The 21,052-nt window shown below is 36.3% G+C and carries 18 protein-coding genes; 15 read left to right on the top strand and 3 right to left on the bottom strand.

What is annotated here, in order from left to right; all coding sequences use genetic code 11:
• Nucleotides 1-89 precede the first annotated feature (89 nt).
• Complete coding sequence (locus tag HMPREF0669_RS05120) at nt 90-872, top strand: Cof-type HAD-IIB family hydrolase (protein WP_009227461.1); 783 nt, start codon at nt 90-92, stop codon at nt 870-872.
• Nucleotides 873-953: 81 nt separating this feature from the next.
• Here HMPREF0669_RS05120 and HMPREF0669_RS05115 read toward each other — a convergent pair whose 3' ends face one another.
• On the bottom strand, nt 954-3,431 hold the full coding sequence (locus tag HMPREF0669_RS05115; protein ID WP_009227460.1) for a bifunctional UDP-N-acetylmuramoyl-tripeptide:D-alanyl-D-alanine ligase/alanine racemase: 2,478 nt from the start codon (nt 3,429-3,431) through the stop codon (nt 954-956).
• A 307-nt stretch (nt 3,432-3,738) separates the two neighbouring features.
• Between HMPREF0669_RS05115 and HMPREF0669_RS05110 the strand changes: the two genes are divergently transcribed.
• The 3 genes from HMPREF0669_RS05110 to HMPREF0669_RS05100 all read left to right on the top strand — a co-directional run bounded on the left by HMPREF0669_RS05110 (nt 3,739) and on the right by HMPREF0669_RS05100 (nt 8,025).
• A complete protein-coding gene (locus HMPREF0669_RS05110) occupies nt 3,739-5,880 on the top strand; it encodes a Tex family protein (RefSeq protein ID WP_009227459.1) in 2,142 nt (713 codons plus the stop codon).
• A 36-nt stretch (nt 5,881-5,916) separates the two neighbouring features.
• Complete coding sequence (locus HMPREF0669_RS05105) at nt 5,917-7,140, top strand: NAD(P)/FAD-dependent oxidoreductase (protein WP_009227458.1); 1,224 nt, start codon at nt 5,917-5,919, stop codon at nt 7,138-7,140.
• A 468-nt stretch (nt 7,141-7,608) separates the two neighbouring features.
• Nucleotides 7,609-8,025, top strand: coding sequence for a hypothetical protein (locus HMPREF0669_RS05100; protein WP_009227457.1), 417 nt, complete (start codon nt 7,609-7,611; stop codon nt 8,023-8,025).
• Nucleotides 8,026-8,223: 198 nt separating this feature from the next.
• Here HMPREF0669_RS05100 and HMPREF0669_RS05095 read toward each other — a convergent pair whose 3' ends face one another.
• Complete coding sequence (locus HMPREF0669_RS05095) at nt 8,224-9,717, bottom strand: hypothetical protein (RefSeq protein WP_009227456.1); 1,494 nt, start codon at nt 9,715-9,717, stop codon at nt 8,224-8,226.
• A 371-nt stretch (nt 9,718-10,088) separates the two neighbouring features.
• Nucleotides 10,089-10,961, bottom strand: coding sequence for an RNA polymerase sigma factor RpoD/SigA (locus HMPREF0669_RS05090; protein WP_009227455.1), 873 nt, complete (start codon nt 10,959-10,961; stop codon nt 10,089-10,091).
• A gap of 324 nt (nt 10,962-11,285) precedes the next feature.
• On the opposite strand from HMPREF0669_RS05090, the gene HMPREF0669_RS05085 reads away from it, so the two are divergent.
• The 11 genes from HMPREF0669_RS05085 (at nt 11,286) to HMPREF0669_RS05035 (ending at nt 21,032) form a co-directional block, all read left to right on the top strand.
• Nucleotides 11,286-12,635 (top strand): SLC13 family permease, encoded by a 1,350-nt coding sequence (locus HMPREF0669_RS05085; protein ID WP_044045639.1) that lies wholly within the window; start codon nt 11,286-11,288, stop codon nt 12,633-12,635.
• 7 nt (nt 12,636-12,642) lie between these two features.
• A complete protein-coding gene (gene pfkA / locus HMPREF0669_RS05080) occupies nt 12,643-13,620 on the top strand; it encodes a 6-phosphofructokinase (protein ID WP_009227453.1) in 978 nt (325 codons plus the stop codon).
• A gap of 134 nt (nt 13,621-13,754) precedes the next feature.
• Complete coding sequence (atpD, locus tag HMPREF0669_RS05075) at nt 13,755-15,281, top strand: F0F1 ATP synthase subunit beta (RefSeq protein WP_009227452.1); 1,527 nt, start codon at nt 13,755-13,757, stop codon at nt 15,279-15,281.
• Between the two features lie 13 nt (nt 15,282-15,294).
• Nucleotides 15,295-15,537: an ATP synthase F1 subunit epsilon gene (gene atpC / locus HMPREF0669_RS05070; RefSeq protein ID WP_020967196.1), complete on the top strand. Its 243-nt coding sequence runs from the start codon at nt 15,295-15,297 to the stop codon at nt 15,535-15,537.
• A 10-nt stretch (nt 15,538-15,547) separates the two neighbouring features.
• A complete protein-coding gene (locus tag HMPREF0669_RS05065) occupies nt 15,548-15,958 on the top strand; it encodes a hypothetical protein (protein ID WP_009227450.1) in 411 nt (136 codons plus the stop codon).
• Nucleotides 15,955-17,055, top strand: coding sequence for a F0F1 ATP synthase subunit A (atpB, locus tag HMPREF0669_RS05060; protein WP_020967195.1), 1,101 nt, complete (start codon nt 15,955-15,957; stop codon nt 17,053-17,055). The genes HMPREF0669_RS05065 and atpB overlap by 4 nt, the downstream gene beginning before the upstream one ends.
• A 36-nt stretch (nt 17,056-17,091) precedes the next feature.
• Nucleotides 17,092-17,334: an ATP synthase F0 subunit C gene (atpE, locus tag HMPREF0669_RS05055; protein WP_009227448.1), complete on the top strand. Its 243-nt coding sequence runs from the start codon at nt 17,092-17,094 to the stop codon at nt 17,332-17,334.
• A 37-nt stretch (nt 17,335-17,371) separates the two neighbouring features.
• Entirely contained in the window at nt 17,372-17,869 is a 498-nt protein-coding gene (gene atpF, locus HMPREF0669_RS05050) for a F0F1 ATP synthase subunit B (RefSeq protein ID WP_009227447.1), read from the top strand.
• An 18-nt stretch (nt 17,870-17,887) separates the two neighbouring features.
• A complete protein-coding gene (locus HMPREF0669_RS05045; protein WP_009227446.1) occupies nt 17,888-18,424 on the top strand; it encodes a F0F1 ATP synthase subunit delta in 537 nt (178 codons plus the stop codon).
• A 46-nt stretch (nt 18,425-18,470) separates the two neighbouring features.
• Nucleotides 18,471-20,057, top strand: a complete 1,587-nt coding sequence (atpA, locus tag HMPREF0669_RS05040; protein ID WP_009227445.1) for a F0F1 ATP synthase subunit alpha — start codon at nt 18,471-18,473, stop codon at nt 20,055-20,057.
• A 3-nt stretch (nt 20,058-20,060) separates the two neighbouring features.
• Nucleotides 20,061-21,032, top strand: coding sequence for a F0F1 ATP synthase subunit gamma (locus HMPREF0669_RS05035; protein ID WP_009227444.1), 972 nt, complete (start codon nt 20,061-20,063; stop codon nt 21,030-21,032).
• Nucleotides 21,033-21,052 lie beyond the last annotated feature (20 nt).

Raw genomic sequence — 21,052 nt, 5'->3', positions numbered from 1 at the left:
AACTTTGTAAACGATTATTGATAAATTACTGACAATAATAAAGGAATTGAGAGGCAATTCCATTCTTTTTAATACACTTCAGGATAGATATGATAAAAGCATTATTCTTTGATATCGACGGAACTTTGGTGAGTTTCAACACTCACAAGATAGCCCAATCAACAATAGATGGTTTAAATATTGCCAAAGAAAGAGGCATTAAGATATTTATTTCGACAGGCCGTCCTTTATCGTTCATCACAAATTTAGGTGAGATAGAACATCTCATTGATGGTTATATCACCACCAATGGGTCTTACAACTTTATGGGAAAGTCTGTTATATCAATGCATTCCATTCCCAAAGAAGAGGTTTCCACCCTTGTTAACTATCTTAATAAGCACGAATATCCAGCTATTTTGGTAGGAACCGACACCACTGCTGTTATCAATCATAAGCCTATAGTAGATCGTCTATTTATAGATTCATTTAAGGTTACAACTATTGATTATTCTATTAAGGCAGAAATGGTTCTTCAAAAAGACATCCTTCAAATAACACCATTCATCACTCAAGAACAACAAGACATCATTATGCCTGATATTCCTCATTGTTCTGGAGAACGATGGCATCCTGAATTCATTGACATAGTGAACAAACAAGCCTCTAAAGGTAAAGCCTTATCGGATATTGTTGCATACAATGATTTGTTAATTAGCGAAACTATGGCTTTTGGAGATGGCGGAAATGATATCTCAATATTACTAAAATCTGGTATTGGAGTGGCTATGGGAAATGCGAATGATGATGTAAAAGCAATAGCAGACTATGTAACTTCATCTGCAGATGACGACGGAATATACAAAGCACTCAAGCATTTTGAAGTGATATAACAATTTGATGAGATACAAAAAATGATTCTTTAAAGGCTCAATTGGCACTTTAAAGAATCATTATCATATAGTAACTTACTACTAATCTTGGAAATATACTCTCTTAACTCGTTCGCTTATAGAGGTCAAAACTTCATAAGGAATGGTGTCTAAGGTGTCTGATAGCACTGTAACGGGTAAGTTATCGCCAAATATTTCCACGCTATCTCCTTCTTTACAAGGTATGTCTGTAACATCAATCATTGCAACATCCATACATATATTGCCCAAATATGGAGCCTTATGTCCATTCACTAAGCAGTAACAATTTCTGTTTCCAAGACGTCTATCCAATCCATCTGCATAACCAATCGGTATTGCTGCCACTATAGTTTCACGCTCAACAGTACCCTTTCGACTATATCCTACGGTTTCATTGCTACCAATTTTATGCATTTGCAATATGGTTGTACGCAATGAACACACGTTATTTATAATCTGATTATCACGACTATTGATACCATATAAGCCCAAACCAAGTCTACACATATCGAGTTGTCGGTCGGGAAAGTGAAGTATTCCCGCACTATTGTTGATGTGTCGTAATATATGATGCGTGAAAGCAGATTGCAATTGCTTACTTGCTGTATCGAAAAGACTGAATTGTTGTGCAGAAAAATCATCAAAATGGTCACTATCAGAACCTACAAAATGTGAGAAAACACTACGTGGAATAATTGTGTTTTGATGCTTCTTCAAAATCGATATCAATCGTTCTATATCGTTAATTGGGTCAAATCCCAATCTATGCATACCCGTATCGAGCTTAATATGTATTGGATATTGAGTGATTCCTTCTTTCTCTGCTTCTTCAATTAAAGCCTCTAAAAGACGGAATGAATATACTTCTGGCTCGAGTTCATAATCGAATATCGTTTTAAAAGACGACATCTCAGGATTCATTATCATGATGTTTGCAGTAACACCATGCTTTCTTAATGCCACACCTTCATCGGCAACAGCCACTGCAAGATAGTCAACTCGATGGTCTTGAAGGGTCTTTGCCACCTCAACAGCCCCCAAACCATAGCCATTTGCCTTAATCATACATACCAATTTCGTATCTTGTTTCAAATAAGAACGATAGAAATTAAGATTCTGAACCAAAGCACTTAGATTCACTTCCAATGTTGTTTCGTGCACTTTCTTTACCAAAAGATCGGTTATTTTATCGAAACCAAAGCGACGTGCTCCCTTTAATAAAATGATGTTATTACGCAAATTCGTAAATAATCCGCTATCAATAAAGTCTTGAACTGTTAGAAAGAATGAGCTATTTTGTTGTTGGAAACAATCCTGATGCGCATATATTTCAGGTCCAATACCAATAAATTGATTCACACTTCGTTGTTTCATCAACGCAGAAACCTCGCTATAAAGCTGGGAAAGCGGCTTTCCTGTTTGATAAATGTCGCTTAATATCAATATTCTTTGACGCTCTTTAGCATCTGGGCGACGACTCATAAAGTCTAAAGCAATATCAAGCGAGTTGATATCTGAATTGTAAGAATCGTTAATAAGCGTACAATCATGTCTGCCTTCTTTCACCTCTAAGCGCATAGCAACAGGCTCTAAAGATGCCATTCGCTCTTCTATTGCATTCTTATCAATACCTAAGTATAAACCAATAGCTAAACATTCAATAGAATTCTCGATAGAAGCTTCATCAATAAAAGGTATCTTATAACTGCCTTCTACACCTTTATATGAATAATATATAACGCTATCTGCATTGTTTTTCAAAACTTTAGAAACATAAAGAGTAGACTTTTCATTCTGTCTTGATAACGAAAAGCGTTGTCCTTCAAATGAAAATTGCTCTACACAACGTTTCACTAAAGTATTATCTTCATTATAAATAAGAAGTTTTGAGTCTGTAAATAGCTTTAATTTCTCGTTACATTTCTCTTCTAAAGAAGTGAAATTCTCCTGATGTGCATCGCCTATGGTTGTTAATATACCTATTGTTGGCTGAATAATGTCACGCAATGAGTCCATTTCTCCAGGCTCACTTATTCCTGCTTCGAACACTCCTAGCTGAGTATTGTTAGTTAATAACCATACAGAAAGGGGTACTCCCGTTTGCGAATTATAGCTTCTTGGACTGCGAGTAACAATCAATGAAGGCGAAAGAAGCTGATAAATCCATTCTTTCACCATTGTTTTTCCATTGCTGCCAGTTATTCCTATCACTGGAATAGCAAACTCATCACGATGTCTTTCGGCTAATCTTTGGAGGGCATCAAGGGTATTTGAGACCTTAAGAAAATTGGAATTAGGATATAATACCGCATAATTTTCTGGTACTTCGTTCACTACAAAGTTGCGAACACCACGCTTATACAAGTCAGATAAATATTTACTTCCGTCATTACTCATTGTTTTTATGGCAAAAAACAATGTTTCTTCTGCAAAACATAACGACCTACTGTCTGTTAATAAGAATACAATAGAAGCATTAGCTCTACCATATCGGCGTGCTCCTATCAATGCTGTTATTCTCTCAATTGTATAAGTCATCACCCTATTTCCTTATCTTTTCTTTTGTTTCTTCTTTGTATTTATCTGCCATATCTATGAAATCAAATTACAAAAGCATTCTCCTTTCATTCTTATAGCAAACATACATTACTTCAATAGTTGCACAAAAGTACAATAAAATTTGAAATGCCACATCAATATTACGCAAAAAACAGAATAAAAGTTCAACCTATTGCAACCCACTTGTTTATCTTCTCAAAATAAACTCATTGCTTATTGTCATAAAATAAGATTACATTTAGTTCATCTTTTTTCATTAACTTTGCACTAATAATACAAAAGAAAAATGAATAAGTTTACATCTAAGATAGCAAAAGAGCTAAATCTTTCTGTCAAAGCAGTTGAAAATACTCTAGAACTCTTAAACAATGGTGCAACAATTCCTTTCATTAGCAGATATAGAAAGGAACAAACTGGAGGTTTAGACGAAGTAAATATTGGCTTAATAAAAGACTTATACGACAAAGAAGCGGAACTTTCTAAACGCAAAGAAACTGTTATCAAAACAATAACTGAAGCGGGAAAGATGACAAAAGAATTGCTTCAACAAATTGAGGATTGTTCTAATGCTGCACAATTAGAAGACCTTTACTTGCCATTTAAGCCTAAACGCCGAACAAAAGCACAGATAGCAAAGGAAAAAGGACTTGAACCTCTTGCGCAATTCATTATGATTCAGCGTGAAAATAATATCGAACAAAAAGCAAGAGCATTTCTTTCTTCTGATATTAAAGATGTAAACGAAGCTATAAAAGGCGCTCAAGACATTATTGCTGAATTGTTTTCTGAAGATCAAAGAGCACGACAAATGCTTAGAAAAAACATGCAACATGAGGCAATTGTTGTGGCAAAGCAGAAAAAAGGCATTGAAATTACAGAAGAAGCACTTAAATATAAGGATTATTTTAACTATTCTGAGCTCTTAAAAAGATGTTCTTCGCATCGTCTTTTAGCTATTAATAGAGGCGAGAAAGAGGGCTTTTTATCTATTAATATTGAGTTAGACGATGATACTTTCATTCAAAGGGTTGCCCGTTTCTTCATTAAATCGAATGGAAAAGCAGCCCAACTAATTCACGAAGCCATTGAAGATGGATACAAACGACTTCTTTTTCCTGCCATAAAAAATGAGGTTTTGGCTCTAGCAAAGGAACAAGCAGACGCTGAAGCCATTAAAGTTTTTGCCGAAAATCTACGTCAACTGCTCCTTGCTGCACCACTGGGACAAAAGAGAACCTTAGGTATTGACCCTGGATTTAGAACGGGTTGCAAGGTGGTTTGTTTGACTTCTGAAGGCAATCTATTACACCATATAGTCATTTTTCCTAATGCTCCTCACAATAAAACAAAGGAATCGCAAGACACTATCAAACAACTTGTTTCTAAATATGATATTGAAGCCATTGCAATTGGTAATGGAACGGCAAGCAGAGAAACGCTTTCTATTGTTAAAGGGATTGACTTTGCAAAGCAACTCGATGTTTTTGTGGTGAGCGAAGATGGTGCTTCTATCTATTCTGCATCAAAAATTGCCCGTGAAGAGTTCCCTAATGAAGATGTAACTGTGCGTGGAGCGGTTTCTATTGCACGCAGATTGATGGACCCTTTGGCTGAACTTGTGAAGATAGATGCCAAAAACATTGGTGTAGGTCAGTATCAACACGATGTTGATCAGAATGCTCTTAAAAAGAGTTTAGATATAGTTGTGGAGAGTTGTGTTAACTCTGTGGGAGTGAATCTCAATACTGCTAGTAGCTCTTTGCTCACTTATGTAAGTGGACTTGGTCCTTCCTTGGCTCAGAACATTGTTGATTTTAGAAGTAAAAATGGTGCTTTTAGCTCACGTTCTCAATTGAAAAAGGTACCTCGTTTAGGCGATATTGCTTTTCAACAATGCGCAGGTTTCCTACGTATTCCTAACGGAAAGCACCCTTTAGACAATACTGCTGTACACCCAGAGAGCTACCATATTGTTGAAAAGATGGCAAAAGACGCTCACTGTAGCATTGAGATGCTTATTCAAGACAAAGCAAAACAAAAGGCAATCGACCTTAACTTATACGTTACCAATGAGATAGGGCTGCCTACTCTACAAGATATTATGACCGAATTAGATAAACCAGGGCGTGATCCAAGAATGCAATTAGAGCATTTTGAGTTTGATTCTAGAGTCAAAGAAATAGGTGATTTATCTATAGGAATGGTGCTTCCTGGCATTATAACCAATATAACTAACTTTGGAGTATTTGTTGATATTGGTGTACATAACGATGGATTGGTTCATATTTCGCAAATAACCAACAGATATATCAGTAGTCCTACTGATGTAGTTAAACTGCATCAACACGTCCAAGTCAAGGTTATTGAGGTGGACTTACAACGCAAACGAATAGCATTATCAATGCGTTTGAACGAGAACGAGAAATAAATTAGCACAAACTATATTTTGATAAAGAGAAAAGAGATGAAGAATATTGCTATTATTGGTGGTGGAGCTGCTGGTTTCTTTGCTGCTATTACTGCAAAGAAACAAAATAAAAACAATGAAGTTTTTATCTTCGAACGTAGTAAAAGGGTTCTTGCTAAGGTGGCAATAACAGGCGGTGGACGATGTAATGTAACCAATTCGTTCAACGAAATATCATCCCTTACAACAGCTTATCCACGTGGTCACAAGCTATTAAAACGTTTATTTAACATATTCGATTATATTTCTTGCTATCAATGGTTTGAAGAACATGGAGTAAAACTTATAACACAAGAAGATAATTGTGTTTTTCCTCAATCTCAAGATGCCCAAAGTATCGTTCAATGTTTGGTGAACGAAGCTCACAAATTGGGTATTAAAGTAATTACAGATCATTGGTTAGAAAACATCGAAGCACAAGAAAACGGAACTATATGCTTGCACTTCAAAGACAAAGGAAAGAGATATTTCGATGCAGTTGCTATAACAACAGGTGGCTCTCCACGCATAGAACCATTGCAATACCTTGCAAAATGTGGCCATAAGATAGAACAACCTGTCCCCTCTCTCTTCACCTTTAACATCAACAACAATAGTTTAAAGTCGCTAATGGGAACGGTTATACCCAATTCCAGCCTACATATTCCAGGCTCAAAGATCAATAGTAGCGGTGCACTTCTCATCACTCACTGGGGCATTAGCGGTCCTGCCACCCTTAAACTATCTTCATATGCTGCCCGAATTGCTAAAGAACAGAACTATAAAATATCTATTGCAATTAACTGGGCAAATGGCTTTAGCCTTGCAGAAGTTGAGAAGTTATTAAAAGACACCATTCAAAATAATCCGCAAAAGCAGATTTCATCTATCCGTTTTCTAGATATAACCACTCGTGTTTGGACCTTCCTTTTATCACGTGCAGACATAGATTGCCAAAAGAAATGCAATGAGTTGAGTAAGAAGATGATTAACAAACTCATTGAAACGCTTACAAATGACATTTATACCACCAACGGGAAAGGAACCTTTAAGGAAGAATTTGTGACCTGTGGAGGCGTTTCTTTGAAAAGTATCAATAATAATACACTAGAGAGTAAGCACGTTCCCAACTTATATTTTGCAGGAGAAGTGCTTGATATTGACGCCATTACGGGTGGCTTTAACTTACAAGCCGCATGGACTACAGGGTATATTGTAGGATTAAATATTGGCACAAGATAATATAATCATAAAATTAAATCATCTTTAACCAAATTCCACCAGAAACAAAATATTATTCCTCATCCTTATTATGTCGGAAATTCTAGCTTTGATTATGCTCTTGATTTAATTGAGGATGCATGTGAGTCGCTATTAAAAAGCTATGATAAATAAATAGGATAAAAGGCAGAAGAGAATAGGCTGTTATAATAATGATAGAGCCATCTTACTTGCCTGAAAATGTTTGATATAGAATGAGACGTTGTATGCTTAAAGGATACAATGTCTCATTTTTTTGTTTTAAAAGAGAATGGGGTAGTTGTAGGGCTTCATTCCTTTTGTGGCATAAATAAAGTAGATTTTAAGACTTTACTTTCAACTTTATTTGATTAAAAAACCACAAAATAAATCTCTAATGGGATGATATTCAGATGCTTTTGTTTATATTTGTTTCAGACAATACTATAACCATTAAGTACTAAAAGTATAATGAAAAACTTTGATTGCATTACACCTAATAAAGAACATCTATTGGTCTGTTTCTTTTTATGTCTGGCATTGGGCTTATATGCCGATGAAAAGATAGATAGTATCAAAGCGAAAGAAGTCCCAGTTGTGTCGGATACTGTTTTAAGAAGTATTCAATATCCCACTAATGCTCTTATCCTTCCAGGCGTAGTAGTGTATGGTAAGTATCCAAAGATGAAGATACAACCTTTTGAAAACAAAATGGAACAAGAGCTTGCGCTATCTCCAAGTAGTGGTTTTAACCCTTTGGGGTTTATCTATTGGATGTTGAAACTGATTCCACAAAAGCATAAAAAGATGGAAACTGCGAAAGAAAAGAATCAAAGAATATTGTCTGAATGGGACAGGTATATTGCTCCTGCAGAGAAAAAAGATTGATATTTCTGCGTACTTATAGTATAAATGGTGGGAGTTGTATTGTTGTTGGTTGGGGAATGTGTTATAGAAAGGGTATATAAAGAAAGTAAGAATGAACTTTTTGTATATCTATTCATTCTTACTTAAAATGTTTTGCGTTTCAAATCGCTTCTTATCAACTTGTTTTGAATTTGAAATAAGATTCAAATACATTATTTCTTATTTGCCACAAGCCTTGCAATAGTCGGCAATTAGCTGCTTTAATCCATCAATTGTTGTGGTGTCATATTTAGTTGCATCTATCGAAGGACATTGTAAATATTCAGCAGTAAGCTTCGTTTTTGTTTTCTCGCTTCGAGAACCTAACAATGCTTTATTGCCAAGATAAATTGCTTCTTGCTTATCTTTAAGCTTTAAATAGAGTTCACCTTCATCTAAAGGATGTTGTAAAATAAAGTTTTCTTTGCCATCATTGTAAAGTACTTCGAAGAATTGAGCACGGCGAGTACCAATGTTTATAGATGAACTTCCACCTACATTGTTTAATACTCCGTCTTTAGAACCTTTGCTTCCTAAGAAACTTCTATTGTTTAATTGAATCATTACACCTTCTGATGCTTTATATTTCTTTTCTGTTTTATTACCATTTGCATCTTTTTGAGTTAGTAATGCAGTAGTTCCTAAAGCGGGAGCATCTAGATCTATGATACCACTTCTGCCTTGTCCCATCTTCTTTTCAATCGATTCAAAGATGATAGTGATATTTCCTTCGGATGTAGTTCCATCTGTAAGGATAACCTTTCCTGGTGTATTATAGATATTAACAGATGAATCCATAGCCGCTTTTACTTGTTGCTTTTCTTTCTCAAGGGCTTGCTCTTCTTTCTTTTTAGCGTTGTTTTCTAGGCGAGCTTTAATATCTTCAGTCATATCTCCAAGTGGATATCCTTCTGAAAGGAGTTTTGCTACAAAATGAAGAGCAACTTCATCTGTAGATAATTGCATTGCAGAGTTATACTCTAAGAACATTAAAGGCTTATTATCACAAGTGATAATTTTACTAAAATTACTGCTTCCCGACCATGAAGAAGTTTCTAATTTTGCTATTTGATTACCTTTTATATCCTTAATATAATAGGTGGAACCACCCATAGTAGGCTTGTTTACGAATACTTTACCTATGATATTCTTATTACTAATGATTTCTCCTGCGTTATTGATGATGAAAGTTTTGTTAGCAATAAGCTCTTTTTCTTTCTTCTCCTCCTCTTTAAGTACATTATAAATACTGTCCCATTTATGCGAAAAAGCGTGTTTACCTTCTTCGAAGAGCTTAGCGATGGTGTTTTTATCCAATCCATTTGTGGTGAGAAGTTGAGGATTGCTATCAAAAATTTTGTATGTATAAACCTTATTAAAAGATAGTAATAAACGATCCTTAGAATTGGGCAATTCAAATGTTTTGCCATCTGGTGATGTGCAAATCAACCATTCTTCGGGAGTTCGTACTTTCCCTTTGGTGTATGATGTGATATAAACCGTGATGATAGGTGAACCATCTGGATTAGAAAAAAGATATCCATTCTTTTCTTCTTTGATAGATGCAACAACGTTGTTATCTATCATTATTTGACCTTTCTTCACTTTTATATCTTGTGCATAAGCTGAAAATGCACACACATAAGCTAATAAATTCAACACAAATGTCTTCATTTCTCTTCTTTTTATCAAAATTTTATAGAATAAATAATAATAAATAGTTGAATAAACTAATTACGTTACAAATATAAACAAAATAATAAAAATATAAAAGTTTTTTTACACAACTATTAACTTTCTTATTTTAGTTTTTACCCTATTTAGAGAAAATAAAGTATTGATTCTTTAGAACCTTGTCGAAACATAAGAATACAGAGGACAAAATAAATGTAAAGTTGAAAAGACAATTGAAATAATATTACTTGTATTGTAAAAATAAATAGGAAGTGGATTGCATTAAATCTAAGAGTGAGGGTAAACAAAAAGAGTACACACCATAAAATAGATGGTGTGTACTCTTGCACTAGAAATAATGTTGGTTGAGATTAACCTAAATATTTCATTAATATTTTAGCATTACCGCTGTCTCTTAGTTTCGCAATACTCTTTTCACGAATCTGTCTAACACGTTCTCTAGTTAAACCTAGTTGGTCTCCAATTTCTTCAAGGCCTTTCTCGTGACAGCCAATACCAAAGCATTCACGAATGATAGTTATTTCTCTGTCTTTTAATACTTTGTTGAGAACAGCTTCAAGCTCTTGTGCCATAGACTCATGGTCTACTTGACGGTCGGTACGGCTATCATCGCTCGAAGGCATCACATCTAACATACAATTATCTTCGCCATCTTGGAATGGTGCGTCGATACTTACGTGGTGACCATCCGCCATTAAGCTCTGACCAATTTTTTCTTCATCAATGTTTGTAGCGTCAGAAAGTTCAGAAACAGAAGGATGTCGTTGATTCTCTTGTTCAAACTTATTAATCTCATGATTGATTTTATTAAGTGAACCAACCTGATTTAAGGGTAAACGAACAATTCTACTTTGTTCTGCTATGGCTTGTAAGATACTTTGACGAATCCACCAAACTGCGTAAGAAATAAACTTAAATCCACGTGTCTCGTCGAACTTTTGAGCTGCTTTAATCAAGCCAATATTACCTTCATCGATAAGATCGGTAAGAGTTAACCCTTGATGTTGATATTGCTTTGCAACAGAAACTACAAAGCGAAGATTTGCTGTTACAAGCTTATCCTTTGCTCGTTCTCCTTCAGGACCACCTTTTTTAATCTTTTGTGCAAGTTCAATTTCATCGTCAATAGATATCAATGGGGCACGACCTATCTCTACTAAGTACTTATCAAGTGCTTCACTAGAACGATTGGTAATACTCTTTTGAATTTTTAATTGTCTCATCCTAAATATCTTATCCTTTCTAACTTGTTAGTTATTAAATAATTACTAGATATTACTAATATAACCTTGCAAAGGTAAGAAAAATAAACGATATATTATTATTATGTATAGTTAAAAGTCATTTATATAATGTCTTTTTACAATTTATTTAAATTAAAGTAGCAGATCTTATTTGTTTTAGAATATATTTTCCAGCTATTGCCATTGCTTTTACAATAAAGAAATAGACAAATAACATATAACCTTATTTATTCTTAAAAGAAAAGATCATATTTCACCTAAAAAACTTTGTATCTAGATATATTTTATTATCTTTGCATTGTTATGACATTGGTAATAATTATTATATTATTATTGGGTTTATTGCTAATTGCATCGGCGCATCTCACCCATGTTAATAAAGCTGCGATTGCAGTTTTTATGGGAACGGTATGCTGGGTTCTTTACATATGCTATGGAACTGATTATGTAATGAGCTTTCATCAATTAGATTATCTGGGTTTCTTAGAAGGTTCGAAAGCTACAAGCGTTGCGGTGAAGCATTATATTGCTCAAAACATCTTTATAAACTATGTGGGTAAAGCTGCAGAAGTAGTTTTGTTTCTTTTGGTAACAATGACCATTGTTGAGATCTTAAATAATAATGGTTGCTTTGACTTCCTTATCAAATTTCTCAAAACAAGAAATAGTAAAACATTGTTGTGGAGTTTATCTGTTGTCACCTTTTTACTCTCAGCTAATCTAGATAACTTAACAACAACGGTGATGATGCTGACCATTATGCATCAATTGTTATCGAGCAGGCGTTTGAGATGGCTTTATGGCTCTGCCATATTCTTATCTGCAAGCTGTGGAGGTATCTTTACTGTGATAGGTGATCCTGTTGGATTAGTATTATGGAGTGGAGGCTTAGTTAGTGCTACTTCTTTCTCATCTTTACTGATCTTACCTTGTTTGGTAGCATGGTCTCTCCCCATATTTATGATAGGTAGAGAGCTTCCCGAACGTTTAGATTTGACATTCTCAATGCCTTACAGAGGTGATGATACTAATTTGAACGTATGGCAACGATTTATAATGCTACTTTTAGGTATTGGAGGACTTTGGTTTATTCCAACTTTCCACAACATTACAAAGCTTAGTCCATTTTTAGGTGCATTGTGTGTGCTCTCTTTATTATGGATTATTAATGAGATTTTTAATAGAAAATTGATGAACGTTGACGATATGATTCAACGCAGGATACCACGAGTTTTACAGTATGGAGTGATTCAAATGATATTCTTTGTGATGGGAATTATATTGTCGTTTGGCGTAATTCAGGAAACAGGTTTCTTTGTTTTAGTAAGAGAAAACTTTGGTTCACTCTTTAATGATAGAATGTTATTAGGGGTGTCAGCTACATTAATGAGCTTTTTCCTTGATAATTTCGCAACAGCAATGCTACATGTTTCGATAAATCCTTTCTGTGAATTAAACGACGCTTCTTGGGCTATTATCGCCTATGGAGCACAGATTGGAGGTAACATCTTTATGGTAAGCTCTTTAAGTGGAATAGCTTTTATGAAGGCAGAGCACATTTCAATAGGATGGTATTTTAAGCATGTAGGCTGCTATGCCTTGCTAGGTAGCATATTAGGATTGATAATTTTATATTTAACATTATATTTATAGTATAATTATGGCAAAAATAAATACAATAGGAATTTTGACTTCTGGGGGCGATGCACCAGGTATGAACGCTGCAATTCGTGCGGTAACACGTGCCGGAATATGTAATGGATTTAATATAAAAGGAATATATAGAGGTTACGAAGGACTGATAAACGACGAGATAAAGGATTTTACCACAGAGAATGTGAGTGGTATTATTATGTCGGGAGGTACCATTATAAAGAGTGCTCGCTCTAAAGATTTCTTTACAAAGGAAGGTCAAGAGACTGCATATAATAATATGGTGAAACACGGAATCGATGCTCTTGTAGTTATTGGAGGAAATGGTTCGCTAACAGGTGCAATGAATTTTGCAAGAGAGTATGACGTTTGTTGTATTGGATTACCAGGCACAATAGATAACGACTTATATGGAACTGATTCAACAATTGGTTATGACACAACTCTAAATACGATTGTAGAGTGCGTCGACAGAATTAGAGATACTGCCCAAAGCCATGAACGAATCTTCTTTGTTGAGGTGATGGGACGAGACGCAGGCTTCTTAGCTCAGAATAGTGCGATAGCTTGTGGAGCTGAAGCAGCAATCATCCCAGAGGATAGTACCGATGTGGACCAGTTGGCAAACTTCATGGAGCGTGGTATACGTAAATCTAAAAAGTCTTGTATCGTAATTGTTTCTGAAAGTAAGAAATGTGGAGCTTTGTATTACGCAGATCGTGTTCGCAAGGAGTTCCCACAATATGACGTACGTGTTTCAATATTAGGTCACTTGCAAAGAGGTGGCCGCCCAACTGCACACGATCGTATCTTGGCAAGTAGAACGGGCGTTGGTGCTATCGATGCAATTATGCAAGGACAGCGCAATGTTATGGTAGGTGTAAGAAATAACGAAGTGGTTTACGTACCATTGTCAGAGGCAATACGTAGCGATAAGCCATTCGACAGAAAGCTAATAAACGTTCTAGACGAGCTAAGTATTTAATGTGCAAAAGTATGTTATAAAACAAATGTAACATTAGAAAAATACCTTTTATTGCTTTCGTTACATAAAAAAAAACTACTTTTGTATATCATCGTATATCGATGACTTTAAAAATTGAATAATAAATATTGTATATGTCACAGATAAAAGGACACATCTCTCAGATTATTGGACCTGTTATTGACGTCCATTTTGAAGTAGATGGTTTAGAAGTTGGTAAAGTTCTACCAAAGATTCACGAAGCATTAACATTGAAACGTGCTAGTGGTGAAGACCTAATTATTGAGGTTCAGCAACATATAGGTGAAGATACTGTAAGATGTGTTGCTATGGATAATACTGATGGTTTGCAACGAGGACTAGAAGTTATACCAACAGGTAAGCCTATAGTGATGCCTGCAGGTGAACAAATTAAGGGTAGAATGCTTAATGTTATAGGTAAACCTATCGATGGAATGGAAACCCTTAACATGGAAGGAGCATATCCAATACATCGTGAACCACCAAAGTTCTCAGAGCTATCTACAAAGAAAGAGATGCTTGCAACAGGTATTAAGGTAATTGATTTGCTCGAGCCTTACATGAAAGGTGGAAAGATTGGACTCTTTGGAGGTGCTGGAGTTGGAAAGACAGTGCTTATCATGGAGCTCATAAATAATATCGCAAAGGGTCACAATGGTTATTCTGTTTTTGCAGGAGTAGGTGAAAGAACCCGTGAAGGAAATGACCTTATTCGTGATATGCTCGAGTCTGGAGTAATCAAATATGGTGAAAAATTCAAGAAAGCAATGGAGGAAGGCAAGTGGGATTTGTCTTTAGTTGATAAAGAAGAACTAAAGAAATCTCAGGCGACTCTAGTGTATGGACAGATGAATGAGCCACCAGGTGCACGTGCTTCAGTTGCTCTTTCAGGTCTAACTGTTGCTGAAGAATTTAGAGATCATGGTGGAAAAGACGGAGAAGCAGCAGACATCATGTTGTTTATCGATAATATTTTCCGTTTCACTCAGGCAGGTTCTGAGGTGTCTGCGCTATTAGGACGTATGCCATCTGCAGTGGGATATCAACCCACTTTGGCTTCAGAAATGGGTGTAATGCAAGAGCGTATTACTTCAACAAAGAATGGTTCTATTACCTCAGTGCAAGCAGTTTATGTGCCAGCGGACGACTTAACTGACCCAGCTCCTGCAACAACGTTTACCCACTTGGATGCAACTACAGAGTTAAGTCGAAAGATTACAGAACTTGGTATTTATCCTGCAGTAGACCCACTAGGCAGTACTTCTCGTATTCTTGATCCATTAATCGTAGGTAAAGAGCATTATCAATGTGCACAAAGAGTAAAGCAAATTCTACAAAGATATAAAGAGTTACAAGATATTATTGCTATTCTTGGTATGGACGAATTATCAGATGAAGACCGTTTGGTAGTGAATCGTGCTCGTAGAGTTCAACGTTTCTTGTCTCAACCATTCGCAGTTGCAGAGCAGTTTACAGGTATTAAGGGAGTTATGGTTCCTATTGAAGAAACAATTAAAGGCTTCAATATGATCTTAGATGGTGAGGTTGACCACCTACCAGAACAAGCTTTCTTGAATGTTGGTACAATTGAAGATGCAATAGAGAAGGGTAAAAAGCTAATCGAACAAGCACAATCATAGTATATAATAGGTGATGTTGAATTTAAAAATGGTTTCTCCTAGTGGAGTATTATTCGATAACTCTGTAGAGAGTGTCATGGTTCCAGGAACACTTGGCCCCTTTGAAATATTGAATAACCATGCTCCAATCATCTCATCTTTAGAGCCAGGGGAAGTCTCTTTTAAGACAGGAGACGGTAAACTAGAAACAAAAAGAATAGCAGGAGGCTTTGTTGAAGTACAAAAAAACGAAGTACGTCTCTGCGTAGAGTTGTAATAGATGATATATGTCTGATTGGAATTTAAATAAAGTATCTTCTCGATTTAGAAAGATCTCAATAGGAATAATTGCAGGATTGTCGCTTTTATTGTTATTGTTGTCTAATGTCTTTTCGGAGTTCAACTTTATACATGGCATTCTTGTTGGGGCAGTTTATTCAATCATTTTTAGTACAGCTTATTTAGAATCTTGGCGAGTAGTTACCGTAAAAGCACCTTCTGCAACTACAAAGTTTTACTTGGTGTTTATGGTCTTGCGATTTGTTTTAGGAGCATTAGTAATATTAAGCTATTGTTTACTGAATAATAAAAGAGAAGCTATTATTGGCTTTGTAATCGTTTTCTCAGTATATTATCTTGTGATGATGATCTTTGAAACGAGCTATTTCGTAATAATCGAACAAAAGAAAATAAGATGAATAAATATATAACACATCTAAAACTCTTGTGTCTAAGTTTATTTTTGCTGTTGAGCATTAGCCCAATGTCGGCTAGTTCTCATTCAAAAGACGGCAAGCTAGATATACAAGAGATCTTATTTGGACATATTAACGATTCATATGAATGGCATATAACCGATATTGGTGGTCATCCAGTGGTGTTACCTCTTCCTATTATCGTGAAGAGTTCAACAGGTTTTCATGTATTTCTTAGCAATCATTTTTCTGAGGAACATGATTCTAAGGGCAATCGACAAGGCCCTTACGGATTATATATCTCAGGAAGCGAATCAAATAAAGATAAGATTTGTGAGCAAGTTGATGGAAAAGAAGTACGTCCACTAGATATCTCACTTACAAAGAGTGCCGTTGTGCTTTTTATAAATGCCATAGTAATGTTATTATGCATTTTAATTCCAGCTCAATGGTGCAAGAAACACAAACCATCAGCCCCTGCTCCAAAAGGATTTGTGGGCTTGATGCACATGTTTATTATGTCGGTATATGACGATGTGATAAAAGCAACGTTAGGAGAGAAGGCAGATAAGTATGCACCTTACCTTTTAACTTGTTTCTTCTTCATCTTTATATCAAATTTAATGGGTATCATTCCCTTCCCACCAGGAGGCGGAAATGTAACAGGCAACATCACCATTACCTTCTTTTTAGCTCTTTGTACCTTTATCGTTACCAATGTAACAGGTACAAAAGAATATTGGAAAGAAATATTTTGGCCCGATGTTCCAACGTGGTTAAAGGTGCCCGTACCCTTAATGCCATTCATAGAATTCTTCAGTATCTTAACAAAACCATTGGCATTGATGATCCGTTTGTTTGCCAATATGCTTGCAGGACACGCCATTGCGCTATCGTTAACATGCACCATATTTATTATGTTTGCCATTAACTCAGCAGCAGGTTCATTAATGACAGTAGCAAGTGTGGCTATGAGTGTATTTATGATGCTCCTCGAGTTACTTGTATGTTACATTCAGGCACTGGTGTTCACAATGTTAAGTGCTGTATTTATTTCGTTATCAAACATTCAACATGCAGAACATGAAGAATCAAAATAGAATTTATAAATAGTAATAATTAAAAAAATAAAGATTATGTTATCATTATTATTAGCAGCAGATGCTGTTGCAAAATTGGGTGCCGCTATTGGCGGAAGTATAGCTGCAATTGGTGCAGGTATTGGTATTGGTAAGATTGGTGGTAATGCAATGGACGCAATGGCACGTCAACCTGAAAAGATAGGCGAGCTTCGTTCTGCAATGATTATTGCGGCAGCGCTAGTAGAAGGTGTAGCTTTCTTCGCCGTAATTATCGCCTTGCTTGCATTATTCGTATAATCATTGTGCTGTAAAGCAGAAACTTAAAAAATAAAGTATGTCATTAATAACTCCGGATTTTGGTTTGTTCTTTTGGATGACCGTTGTTTTTATCATTGTCTTCACAATCCTTAAAAAGAAAGGGTTCCCTGTAATTACGGCAATGGTAAACGAGCGTAAGGCATTCATAGACGCAAGTTTGCAAAAGGCTCATGAGGCTAATGAGAAGCTTGCCAACATCAAGAAAGAAGGTGAATCCATCCTCCAGGAGGCAAGAGAGAAGCAGGCTCGTATTCTAAGAGAGGCTGCAGAAACTCGTGATAAGATTGTTGAAGAAGCACAATTAAAGGCAAGAGAAGAGGCTCATCGTATCATTGAGGAGGCTCGCTTGCAAATTGCTAATGAGAAACAGAACGCCATTAAGGACGTTAAAGGACAGGTGGCATCTATTTCTGTTCAGATTGCAGAGAAGATTCTTCACAATAAATTATCTGACTCTGATAGTCAGATGGATTTAATTGATTCTATACTGAAAGATGTTTCTGTTCAAAAATAATTATATTAAATAGGTAATATGGATATAGGACTTATTTCTGTGCGTTATGCTTTGGCACTTTTAAAAGGAGCGCAACAGGCAAATAACGAAACAGAAGTATACAATTGTATGCAATCTTTGTTTAATGCTTTTCTCGAGGTGAAACCTTTAAGAGAAGCAATGAATAATCCTACGCTTTCTAAAGGGCAGAAGAGTCAATTGCTCTTAACGGTATTTCAAAATGAAGTTCCAGCCATTCTAAAGCGTTTCATAACTCTTGTACTCAATGAATCACGAGAAGAACTTCTCCAATTCATGGCCGCTTCTTATATCACATTATATCGTAAGGACAAGAACATCATAAGTGGTAAACTCATAACTGCGACAGAAGTAACTCCAGAAATGGAGCAAAAGATGGCAGATATGATTAAGAAGAAGACAAATGGAACTGTTGAATTTCAAACAAAGGTTGATCCTGAGATTATTGGTGGATTCATATTAGAATACGACACCTATCGAATGGACGCCAGTGTAAAGAGCGAACTCAACAAACTTTTACTTTCATTGAAAGGATAAAGGATTACTTTTGTCTATTCCTAGTAAATAAATAAAAAAAGAAAAGATGTCAGATAAAATAAAGCCAAGTGAAGTTTCTGAAGTTCTTCTTCAGCAATTGAAAGACTTTGAAGACTCTGCAAAGTTTGATGAAGTGGGTACAGTGCTCACTGTTGGAGACGGAGTTGCACGTGTTTATGGCTTAAGAAATGCCGAAGCGAGCGAACTTCTAGAATTCGAAAACGGAACGATGGGTATTGTGATGAACCTTGAAGAGGACAACGTAGGATGTATTCTTTTAGGTTCTACCGAGGGTATCAAAGAAGGACAGACGGTAAAACGTACTCATCACATTGCATCTATTCGAGTAAACGACAATATGCTTGGAAGAGTTATAAATCCACTTGGAGAAGCTATTGACGGAAAGGGAGATATCGATTTAACCGAATCTTTCGAAATGCCACTCGATAGAAAGGCACCAGGAGTTATCTATCGTCAGCCTGTTAAAGAACCTCTTCAAACTGGAATCAAGTCTGTCGACTCAATGATCCCAATCGGTAGAGGACAACGTGAGCTAATTATTGGCGACCGTCAGACGGGTAAAACAGCCATAGCTGTCGACACTATTCTCAATCAAAAGAGTTTCTACGAACAAGGAAAGCCCGTTTATTGTATCTATGTAGCAATTGGACAAAAGGCTTCCACTGTTGCAACTCTTGTGCAAAACCTTAAAGAGCGTGGTGCAATGCCCTACACAATAGTTGTGGCAGCTACTGCTGCAGATTCTGCTGCGATGCAATATTATGCTCCATTTGCTGGTGCTGCAATTGGCGAATACTTTAGAGATAGAGGCCATTCTGCACTTGTTGTGTACGATGATTTATCTAAACAAGCTGTTGCTTATCGTGAGGTGAGTTTGATTCTTCGTCGTCCTTCAGGTCGTGAAGCTTATCCTGGAGACGTATTCTACCTACATTCTCGTTTGCTAGAGCGTGCTGCACGTATCAACGACCAACAAGAAGTAGCAGAGCAAATGAACGACCTTCCTGAGTGTATGAAGGGACATGTTAAAGGAGGTGGATCGCTAACCGCTCTTCCTGTTATTGAAACACAAGCAGGAGACGTTTCAGCTTACATTCCAACTAACGTGATTTCAATTACCGATGGACAGATATATCTTGAGAGCGACTTGTTTAATCAGGGTTTCCGACCAGCTATTAACGTAGGTATTTCGGTATCTCGTGTAGGTGGATCAGCGCAAATCAAGAGTATGAAGAAAGTGGCAGGAACACTTAAAATCGATATGGCTCAATATCGTGAGTTAGAGGCTTTCTCTAAATTCTCTAGTGATATGGATGCCGTAACCGCAATGACTCTAGACAGAGGACGTAAGAATAATCAGCTACTTATACAACCTCAATACAGCCCAATGCCTGTAGGCGAGCAGATTGCCATATTATATTGTGGTGTAAAAGGATTGATGAAAGATATTCCTGTTGAGCAAATCAGAGAGAGTCAAGATCTCTTCCTCGAAACGATGCGTAACAATCATCAAGCAATGTTAGCATCTCTTGGTGCAGGAGAGTTGACAGATGAAACTACAAAAGTTATCGAAGAGGTAATGTCGAACATCTCTCAACAATATAAAAACTAAGCTATGGCGTCACTGAAAGAAATTAAGAATAGAATAGCAAGCGTCAATAACACCCGTAAGATCACGAGTGCTATGAAAATGGTTGCATCTTCTAAGTTGCATCATGCTCAGCAAATGATAGAGAACATGTTGCCCTACGACAATATGTTAGAGCACATTCTAAAATCGTTTTTAGTTTCTTCTCCCGACGTGTCGAGCCCTTTCTGCCAAGAAAGAACAACAGTTAAAAGAGTAGCTTTAGTAGTATTCTCGTCTAACAGCTCTTTATGTGGGGGCTTCAATATGAATGTCATTAAGAAGATGCAAGCCGTTGTTGACAGCTATTCGCATCTTTCTAAAGAAAACATTGTAGTTTACCCCATAGGAAGAAAGGCATACGATAAAGCTCAAAAGCTAAATGTTACATGTGCGGGAGAATTCTCTCAGCTCATAGATAAAGGTAGTGCACAAGATTGCCAACACCTTTCTCAAAGCATCGCATCGAAGTTTATTGATGGAGAGTTTGATAAAGTAGAACTTATTTATCATCATTTCGAGAGCGCAGGATCTCAGGTTTTAACCCAAAGAACATTCCTTCCTATCGATTTAGCCACTGAGGTGAATAGAAAAGAGGAAAGAGATTTAAAATCGGTTCTTGCAACTGCAGAGAGTCAAGAATATCTAAAGCATCATAAGGTAGAGCGCAGCTTAGATTCAAAAAAAGAAAAAGTGCTTTATCACGACAATTTCATTGTTGAGCCAAGTGTGTCTACCGTGTTAGAAACTCTTATCCCTAAGCAGCTTAATTTGATGTTCTATACCGCTTTGCTAGATAGTGTTGCCAGCGAACATGCTGCCCGAATGGTGGCAATGCAAACTGCAACCGACAATGCAGATGAGTTGTTAAGAGGATTAAGTTTGCAGTATAACAAGAGTAGACAGCAAGCTATTACAAACGAATTGCTTGATATTGTTGGAGGATCTATTAATAATTAGAATTATTGCTGTCTAGTAAA

It is taken from the genome of Prevotella sp. oral taxon 299 str. F0039, from assembly GCF_000163055.2.
GTDB lineage: Bacteria > Bacteroidota > Bacteroidia > Bacteroidales > Bacteroidaceae > Prevotella.
This window is presented reverse-complemented; position numbering and strand designations above follow the sequence as displayed.